6 protein-coding genes and 1 pseudogene are annotated in these 6,402 nt (G+C 52.6%); 3 read left to right on the top strand and 4 right to left on the bottom strand.

Annotated elements, in window-relative coordinates; translation table 11 throughout:
* Both KJA68_RS07885 and KJA68_RS07880 read left to right on the top strand, forming a co-directional pair.
* A pseudogene (locus tag KJA68_RS07885) lies at positions 1 to 193 on the top strand (IS630 family transposase); the annotation flags it as partial.
* A 247-nt stretch (positions 194 to 440) separates the two neighbouring features.
* Positions 441 to 1,130: a VIT1/CCC1 transporter family protein gene (locus KJA68_RS07880; RefSeq protein ID WP_213036396.1), complete on the top strand. Its 690-nt coding sequence runs from the start codon at positions 441 to 443 to the stop codon at positions 1,128 to 1,130.
* Between the two features lie 180 nt (positions 1,131 to 1,310).
* Here KJA68_RS07880 and KJA68_RS07875 read toward each other — a convergent pair whose 3' ends face one another.
* Entirely contained in the window at positions 1,311 to 3,509 is a 2,199-nt protein-coding gene (locus tag KJA68_RS07875; protein ID WP_213036395.1) for a TonB-dependent receptor family protein, read from the bottom strand.
* 676 nt (positions 3,510 to 4,185) lie between these two features.
* Between KJA68_RS07875 and KJA68_RS07870 the strand changes: the two genes are divergently transcribed.
* Positions 4,186 to 4,527 carry a DUF2325 domain-containing protein gene (locus tag KJA68_RS07870; RefSeq protein ID WP_213036394.1) on the top strand — a complete coding sequence of 114 codons (342 nt, stop codon included), beginning with the start codon at positions 4,186 to 4,188 and terminating at the stop codon, positions 4,525 to 4,527.
* Positions 4,528 to 4,686: 159 nt separating this feature from the next.
* On the opposite strand, the gene KJA68_RS07865 is transcribed toward KJA68_RS07870, so the two are convergent.
* From KJA68_RS07865 to KJA68_RS07855, 3 genes are all read right to left on the bottom strand, one after another.
* Positions 4,687 to 5,100, bottom strand: coding sequence for an ExbD/TolR family protein (locus KJA68_RS07865; RefSeq protein WP_213036393.1), 414 nt, complete (start codon positions 5,098 to 5,100; stop codon positions 4,687 to 4,689).
* A gap of 7 nt (positions 5,101 to 5,107) precedes the next feature.
* Entirely contained in the window at positions 5,108 to 5,764 is a 657-nt protein-coding gene (locus tag KJA68_RS07860; protein WP_213036392.1) for a MotA/TolQ/ExbB proton channel family protein, read from the bottom strand.
* 25 nt (positions 5,765 to 5,789) lie between these two features.
* A partial coding sequence (locus KJA68_RS07855) for an energy transducer TonB (RefSeq protein ID WP_213036391.1) occupies positions 5,790 to 6,402 on the bottom strand: 613 nt, incomplete at its 5' end.

The raw sequence follows: 6,402 nt of genomic DNA, 5'->3' as shown, positions 1-6,402 counted from the left end.
TTACAGCCCGGAACTCAACCCCGAAGAGAGGTTGAATGCCGATCTCAAGCAGGCGATGGGCAAGCGGGTACCAGTCAGGACCAAGGCCAAGCTGCGCGATGCGGCCAACGAGCACATGGCCATGTTAGAGAAATCACCCGAGCGGGTGATGAGCTTCTTTCAGGATCCAAGGGTCAAATATGCCGCCGGTTGAGACTTCATGAGGCCGAAGCAATATTATTTGCTGAAAAATCGCGAGCTGTTGTATCCATCATTCAGATTTTCAATGTCGTGCGTCACTTATTCCAGCCACATGCGTCGTTTTTTCAGACGCATGTGTCGTCCAACGGTTAAAATTCAGTCCAACAAACCCATTGATGGAAACTGAAACACCAGGCACAGAAATACCCCTGTATATTCAATTACATTGGCCTGGATTCTGTTGATAAGAAATGAACATCTTGAAACACGTTGAGGCACACAGGATCCATAGAAGTGGCTGGCTTCGCGCAGCCGTCCTTGGGGCAAATGACGGGATCGTGTCCACTGCCAGCCTGGTGGTGGGAGTGGCGGCTGCCGAAACCAGCCCAGAGAAAATTTTGATGGTGGGAGTTGCCGGACTGGTGGCCGGTGCCATGTCTATGGCTGCCGGCGAATATGTTTCTGTCAGTTCACAAGCAGATACCGAACATGCCGACCTAGAGTGGGAACGCCAAGAACTGGCCGCAAACCCAGTGCATGAACATGAAGAATTGACAGGGATTTATATCCGGCGCGGACTGGATGCCGAGCTAGCCTCCAGGGTCGCTGCGCAGCTGATGGCGCATAATGCAATCGATGCACATGCGCGAGACGAACTGGGCATATCCGGCACAACTGCTGCACACCCAGTCCACGCGGCACTGGCCTCGGCTGCGTCTTTTACGATTGGCGCCATGCTGCCTCTTGCAGTTGTACTCGTGATGCCGCAGCCCGCACTCATATGGTCCGTTTCCGGCTGTTCACTCCTGTTTCTTGCACTGCTAGGCTCGATAGCCGCACGTGCTGGCGGCGCCCCGGTATGGACTGCCGCTGCTCGCGTGACATTCTGGGGCGCCCTGGCCATGGCGCTGACCGCCGGCACTGGATTTTTGTTTGGAATCACTACCTGAGGTTCCACAACCGAAAGTTAGAAATATGAATAATGAACGCTACATAGAGCACGTTAGCAGCACCACTCAGGCAATTTCCCCGAAACCACCATAAAAAAGCCAGCTTTCCGTTGAATGGAAAAACTGGCTTCAAGATTGAGACTCGCGGCCTGAAGCTTCAGGCCGCCAGGTTGCAGAACGCTAGAACTTGTAGCTGACTCCGGCCTGGAAATTACGCTCTATGCCGGGGAAGATCCCATCCGGATTGCGACTGGCGATGTATTGCCGGTCAAACAGATTGCGGATGGTGCCGAACATACTCCAGTGTTTGTTCAGAACATAATGCGCGTTCAGGTTAAAGGTCGTGTACGCAGGGATTACGCCACGACGGCCATCTGTACTCTGGGAAACCGTATTTTCCGGATCTGCGAACTGCTCCGACAAGTAATAGGCAGCCAGACCCGTCCTGAAGCCGCCGGATTGATAGTTCAAGGCTACGTTCGAGACCCATTTTGGTGCATAGGGCAGACGGTTGCCATTGCGGTCTATGCCATCGATGATTTTAGTACTATCGAACTTCGCTGTAGGAAGGTACGTTGCATTCGCATTCACGCTCCAGTTTGACGTAATGAGGTACCCCACTCCTCCTTCCAGACCACGGTTCAGAGTTTCCCCTGCGTTCGTCACGGTCGCCCCGACACCTCCGGATTGAGTTTGCGGTATGATCTGGTTGGTGAAGTCCATCTGGAAGGCAGTTGCCTCATAAGTGAAGCGGTCCATTGCGCCACGCACCCCGAATTCGAAGTTCTTGGAGCGTTCCGCTTCCAGCTTCTCATCCTTGCCGGATGAACTGATCGCAGTCGCCACCATTGCCGGAGAGAACCCCTCATACGCTCCGGCAAACAGCTGCGCCTGGGGATGCACCTGCCAGGTCAGGCCTACGCCAGGCATGATTTCGGTGTTGCGGGTTTTCCCATAGGCGCCGTTCAGCTCGTTCATGCGGCTCTGATCGTAGGATTCAATACGCAAACCGAGCGTTGCCGCAACCTTGTCGGTAAAGATGAATCGATTCTGGCCGTAAAAAGCAAGACCTTCGGCTTTTTGGGTATCATCGCCAATCAACTCACCGGAGCGAGCATTCGGATTGGTTTTGGAAGCGATGGTTTTATTTTTCAGGGAATCGCTGTGCAAACGGATACCGATTTCTGATTCGTTCTTGATACCAAATCCGTTATGGTTGATATGCAGACGGGAATCCACACCTGCCATTTCAAAGGCCCGGTTCCGTCCTGTCATACAGTTGGCCGTGCCGGTACATGGCACAAAAGTCGTGCCGTCCGCGCTTCGCGATTGGACATCCCGGCGCCAGAAATCACGATTCAGCTGGCTCCAGTACACGACAGTCTTCAGTTTCATGTCGCGGTTGATTTCCAGCTCGTGATTGACGTCAAATGCGTTACGATCCGTCAGGAACCAGTCTTCCGGCGCCGGATTTTTAGTCGGATCGGTCCGGTATTCATTCGGGCGCAGGCCGACATAAGACGTATTGACTTCGTTGTCATAGTGTGAAAATTTGACACCGACCCACTGGTTGTCACCTATTGCCATCCCGCCCTTTGCCACGATGTCATTCATCTTGAAACCGTTGTGCCGGTAACCATCGCCTCCTGACGTGATGGCGCTGACACCCCCGACTGCATCACCCGAGGCGGAACGCCCGCCGGCATCGATTCCGAGCTGGTAGAAACCGTGCGACCCGGCTCTGGTGGTTACCCTCATGCCATCTTCAGGCGCCTTGGTCTTGTAATTGATGACCCCCCCTATCGTCGTCGGGCCATAGCGCAACCCGGCAGCGCCCTTCAGCACTTCGATCCCTTCCATGCGTTCGATCCGCGGGCTGTAATAGGATTCATTTGCCAGAAAAAGGCCAGGAGCCACGGGTACACCGTCTTCGAGAACCAGGAGTTTCTGGCTCCGGTTCGGGTCCAGCCCGCGCATACCGATATTTGGAATGAAACCCATTCCTTCTTCTTCACGGATTACCACACCAGGAACGGTTTTCAGCGCGTCCTGGGTGGACAGCGGCTGCATGAGCTGCAGCTGCTCTTTTTTGATCACGGCAACTGCACCGGGCAGTTTTTTGATTTCTTCTTTGTCGTTTGTTCCAACCACATCGATGCGTGGTAATTCAAATTCTTTTTTCGTATCGCCGCCGGCATTTGCACCCGATGTACCAGTGCGCTTCTGTTCTTCCTGGGCACTGGCCTCAATACGGGGCAGATCAATCATCTCCGCCTGTACCCACGCCGGGAAATTCAGTGTCACTGCTACCGCCAGCGCCAGTTTTGACCTGACCATGGGACTGGCGTAGCCTTGCGGTTTGTTCGTTTTACAGTTCATCAACGCTCCCTCTGATTAATAATTCAATTGACCCGCCTTAGATAACTGTTCATGCCGGCAGACAAAAAAAGCAAAATTTTTATATTTATTAATGACGTTAGCTTTTGCAAGCATAGTTTTGAATGATATTGATTTGTATTAACCATGTCAACAATTTCCAAGGGAATTGTCCGTTCGGGCAACATCAATAAATTCAGTTTATTGCCGGCTATATCCACTCTTCCCGGAATGACTTTTTACTCAAAAATCCGCTCCGGCTATGGGCCGGAACCAGGTTGGATTCCACCCGGAAAAAACCCGTCCGAGATGCACGGGAATTCGCTGCATCAGCCCTTCCCCTCTGAAAATACTGAATCCCAGGACGCATTCTGCGCCGTAGCACTTACTCGATTCACCGGCACGACTTCCCCTCTATTCCCTATCCGACTCTGTATCTTTTAAGGCAGGCTGAATGCATCCTTCCCCTGATTTAATGGAAACAAGATTCCAAAACAGGATTATAAATAAGAATCAATATCAAATAAGTTGACACATTAAATGATAACAATTATTATTCCACATAAATTCGGCAGACATGGCTGCATGCCGTTCAACCTGGACTGGAGGCCAACGGATCATTCCGTGAACCATACAACGAGTGCTGAAACAGTTTTTGATGAAATGACAGGGGAGAAATATGAATGCAATGCTAGTAGGTGCAGACCGCCTGGGAAATATTCCCAAGCTGCTTTCCGACTGGGATATCAGCATCACGCAGCATGTCACCGGGCGTCATGCATCCGACCAGCGCAAATCCCACGGGCTGCCGCGGAATACCGATCTGCTGATACTGTTCACTGATTTCCTCGGCCATAATGTCATGCGTCATTTCCGCAATCTGGCCCAGGCCGAGGGCATCCCCTTTATTGCCTGCCGCAGGTCGGCAACCTGTCTGGCGCATTCTCTGGAATGCTGCTTTAACAAAAATACTGATCCATCCGCTTGTCAAAAATGCAGGAAGTGTCCATTCACGCCCTGACTTTTGCCTTCAAGCAAATTTACGGCTGCCAAAAACAGAGACAATCTCTGACACATTGCAGGGAATTCAGCAGCCAGATTCCTGCAACCTGTCCCCGGAAATCCCGCAATTCACGATTACGGTGCTGCGTTATAACCGCTACCGGACCGACAATTCAGGCTAGCGGCCACTTATAGTCACAAACGACAGACTGGTTACCCCGGCATGTTGCGCAATTGCCATGAGTTCTGCGACACGCCCATAAGGGACTGTCTTGTCTGCCTCAATTTTCATGATAAACAGCGGATCCACCGCCTTCTGTTTTAAAATATCGGCCAGTTGCGTGTCTGTCACCGAAACGCTGTCCAGTAATGCGTTTCCTTTTTCATCGACAACCAGGTGGGACGGCAACAGTTTTTTCTCATCGCTAGCCGCTACCGCTTTGGTCGTGGGCACATTGACCTTGAGCGACTGTGGCGTAAGTAATGGCGCGGTAACGATGAATACCACCAGCAACACCAGCATAACGTCTACCAGCGGCGTCACGTTGATCTCACTCATCATCCCTGACTGTGAAGAATTGCTCATTGCCATGATAATCTCACAGTTTAAAATTATGCTTAAGCGCCAACCGCACAAAATCGTGTGCGAAATTCTCGAATTCGGTTACCTGCACGCGCAGGCGGCGCAAGAAATAGTTATACGCCAGCACAGCAGGAAGTGCAGTGGCAATACCGATGGCGGTCGCAATCAGGGCTTCTCCTATCGGCCCGGCAACCACATCCAGACTGGCGGTGCCGGTTTCACCAATTTCCTCCAGGGCGTGCATGATACCCCATACCGTACCGAACAAGCCGACGAAGGGAGAAGTTGACCCAATCGTGGCCAGTTCAGCCAGCCCACGCTCGTTATAGCGTTGCATGTTTTCAACCTGCTGGCGCAGCATGCGCTCCAGCACGTCTTGCGGCGCACCGACATGTTTCAGGTCATGCTGTTCGGAATTTAAATTTTTTACTTCGGTAAATCCTGCCTGCGCCATCCGCGCCAAGTCACTCGAACCCTGCTGTGCCACCTCGGCTGCGGCCTGCCAGTCGCGCGCCGCCCAGAAAACTTCACTGAAAACGCGATTCGATTTGTCGCTTCTCAGCTGCCGCCACAATTTCAGCAGAGCAATGGTCCAGGTAACTACGGATAAGGTAAGAAGGAGTACCAGTGTGCCACTTACTACAGCCGAATCAACGGAAAATAAACCGCTCATATTTGATTGTCCTTCTTGTTCATCTCTAGTTGTCTTTCAAAGAAAAAACGATTGGAACCTGATACCACCTGCTGATCGCCACACCTGCCTGCCGGGCAGGAATAAACTCCCAGGTTTTCACGGTATCCAATGCATTCTGATCCAGTATGCGGTGGCCGCTGCTCTGGGCGATATTTATTCTACCGCAGGAACCATCCGCCAGCACTTCCACATTCAACAACACCTTACCTTGCAAACCCATGCGGCGCGCCGCGAGCGGGTAGGACGGCCGGGCATTCTTCTGATTATACAATGCCTTGAATACCACTTCTTCTGCCTCGGCTTTTTCCTTGGCCAGCTTCACCTCCTGTTCCGCCTTGCGTCGGGCAGCTTCGGCTTCTGCTCTCGCTTTAGCCTCTGCTTCTGCTCTCGCTTTAGCCTCTGCTTCTGCCCTCGCTCTGGCTTCAGCTTCTGCTCTCGCCCTGGCTTCCGCTCTCGCCCTAGCTTCCGCTTCTGCTCTCGCCCTGGCTTCCGCTTCTGCTCTCGCCCTGGCTTCCGCTTCCGCTCTCGCTTTGGCTTTCGCTTCTGCTTCTGCCCTCACTCTGGCTTCCGCCTCTGCTCTCGCTTTGGCTTTTGCTTCTGCTTCCGCACGGGCACGG

The sequence above is a fragment of the Candidatus Nitrotoga fabula genome, assembly GCF_905221025.1.
Lineage (GTDB): Bacteria > Pseudomonadota > Gammaproteobacteria > Burkholderiales > Gallionellaceae > Nitrotoga > Nitrotoga fabula.
The sequence above is the reverse complement of the archived record's forward strand: the minus strand, read 5'-3'. Positions and strand labels throughout refer to the sequence as shown.

Excerpts from the sequence above, each read along its gene's own strand:
- KJA68_RS07875 (WP_213036395.1), bottom strand. The coding sequence starts at position 3,509 with ATGAACTGTAAAACGAACAAACCGCAAGGCTACGCCAGTCCCATGGTC.
- KJA68_RS07870 (WP_213036394.1), top strand. The coding sequence starts at position 4,186 with ATGAATGCAATGCTAGTAGGTGCAGACCGCCTGGGAAATATTCCCAAG.
- KJA68_RS07865 (WP_213036393.1), bottom strand. The coding sequence starts at position 5,100 with ATGGCAATGAGCAATTCTTCACAGTCAGGGATGATGAGTGAGATCAAC.
- KJA68_RS07860 (WP_213036392.1), bottom strand. The coding sequence starts at position 5,764 with ATGAGCGGTTTATTTTCCGTTGATTCGGCTGTAGTAAGTGGCACACTG.